The following is a 2,188-nucleotide window of genomic DNA, read 5'->3' as shown; positions in this document are numbered from 1 at the left end:
TAAACACGACCGCGGCGCCGAGGAACGTAACGTATACCATCGAGAACTGTGCGATCTCTTCCAGGAAGTAATAGGCCGTGTTAAAAACGTAGCGCAAGATGAATTGGGCGCTTACGCTCGTAACCATCAACGTCATCCATATCACCAGGAATCCCCTGAGGAACCCGTCCACGCTGCGGCTTAACCTGTGAATCATTGCACGCTGCACCTCTTCAGCGTCACCCCTTGCCGGTGAGGCGTGGCAAGAGCATCACCACAGAGGGGACGAATATCAAGATCAGCACGACTGTGTATATAGTGATCATAAAAGGAACGCACGCACGGACTATACTCTCCATTGGCCGTTTTGTTATGGTGCTGGCCATGAATATACACAGAGCAACCGGCGGAGTCAGTAAGCCGATGCCCGCCGTAACTACGATAACAACCCCAGCGTGAATCGGATCTATCCCTACCGCCTGCATCGCCGGGAGGAGAATCGGAACAGCCAGTATGATCGCTTCATTGACTCCCAGGAACATGCCGAGGAGAAGAAAAACGCCTGTCACCGCTATGAGTAACGTGGTGGGGTTGGTAAAGACCGCTGACGCCCAGGAACTCACCAACTGGGGCACCGAGTGCAAAGCTAGAACGTAGCACAGTGAGTTTGCCGCGCAAACAACCAGCATCACCAGACCGGTCATGGTCGCCGCCTTGACCAGGATGCCCGGCATGTCTGCAAGCCGCAGTTCCTTGAACACGAAAAACCCCAGGAACAGGGAGTACAGCACGGCGGCCCCCGCAGCCTCTGTCGGCGTGAAGACGCCGGCGATTATCCCTCCAAGGAGAATGACAGGTGCCAGCAGAGCAGGAATCCCATCCCTCGCAGTCGTGAACAGTCTTGTCCAGGAGAAAGGGCGGGGCTTGCCGTAGTTTCGCTTGCGAGTCAACAGCAGCACTGTCAGGATCTCTGCCACGCCGACCAAAATACCCGCTCCAATGCCTCCGAGGAACAGGGCGCCGACGGAAGTGTTGGTTACCCACCCGTAAATAACCATGGGTATGCTAGGGGGGATGATGATGCCGATCGGGGACGAGGAAGCCGTAACGGCGGCGGAGAAGTCGATATCGTAGCCTTCTTCCGTCATCGCTGGAATGAGCACTGTTCCTACGGCTGCAGTATCCGCGACAGCGGAGCCCGAAGCGCCTCCGAAGAGCATACTTACCGCGACATTGACTACGGCAAGGGCTCCCTTCATCGAACCAAAGACGCTCGCCGTGAAATCTATCAAGCGCTTGGTAATCCCGCCCTGTTCCATTATGGTGCCAGCCAGCACGAATAAGGGAATGGCAAGCAGGACCCAACTATCCGCGCCGGCGAACATAGATTGGATTACCTGGGTGACTGGGATGCCTTCAAGGTACAGCAGCATAGCCGACAACAAGGCCAGTACAAACGCTAGCGGAGTTCCGGATATCAGTAGCAGCAGCGCTACCCCTATGGACGCCAAGATCATGCATCCTCACCGCCTGGCCTAACGTTCACCAACGGAACCGGGTGCCTACGGATGGTAGTTGAATCATTCTCTTCCTTAGTTGCCGGCTTCTAGTATCCGGTCGAGTATGTTTCCATACTCTTCACGGAATTTGGGGAACACCTCTCGATGGACTATTTCCCGGAACTTACCGAGCTCAGCTTCGGTAAGCTCCACGACCGTCATCTTCGCTCGCAACTCTGCAAGCATCCGTGCATCGCTCTCTGCGGCCTTTTCCGGGGCCAGAAGGGCGGTCTTCTCGGCAGCAGCGGCTATCGCCGCCTGCTGGGACGGGCTGAGCGAGGTCCATGCTCTATTGCTCATAGCCAGTATGTGGGGCGTCCTGGCGAAATTGAGCATTGTCAGGAACTTTTGTACCTCGTAAAACTTCTGGGTGTAAATGTGCAATATCTGGTTGTGCTGGCCGTCCACGACACCCCGGTCAAGCGCCATGTACAGCTCCCCGAAATCAAGGGCTACCGGGACCGCCCCGAGAGCCCGCAGGGGTAGCTCAAAAACCGGGACTTTAGGGCTTCGGATCCGCAGCCCTTTGAGGTCATCTGGGGAACGAACGGCCCTCTTGTTGCTGGTTAGCTGCCGGCCGCCCGTTTCCCAGGCGTAGTCAACCCATGCCAACGGTTTGATGCCTGTCTTAGCGGCTAGACCCTCCAGGA

3 protein-coding genes are annotated in these 2,188 nt (G+C 56.4%); all 3 read right to left on the bottom strand.

The features are described from left to right. Positions 1–208 (bottom strand): TRAP transporter small permease (locus HPY90_RS15960; RefSeq protein ID WP_287195974.1); only part of this gene is annotated, 208 nt, incomplete at its 3' end. A 10-nt stretch (positions 209–218) separates the two neighbouring features. Then, positions 219–1,496, bottom strand: a complete 1,278-nt coding sequence (locus tag HPY90_RS15955; RefSeq protein WP_287195972.1) for a TRAP transporter large permease — start codon at positions 1,494–1,496, stop codon at positions 219–221. A gap of 75 nt (positions 1,497–1,571) precedes the next feature. Further along, on the bottom strand, positions 1,572–2,188 hold a 617-nt coding region (locus tag HPY90_RS15950; RefSeq protein WP_287195971.1), incomplete at its 5' end, for a TRAP transporter substrate-binding protein.

This window comes from Syntrophothermus sp., from assembly GCF_013314835.1.
GTDB lineage: Bacteria > Bacillota > Syntrophomonadia > Syntrophomonadales > Syntrophothermaceae > Syntrophothermus > Syntrophothermus lipocalidus.
Note: the sequence above shows the minus strand (reverse complement) of the source record. Positions and strands in the feature narration are given on the sequence as shown.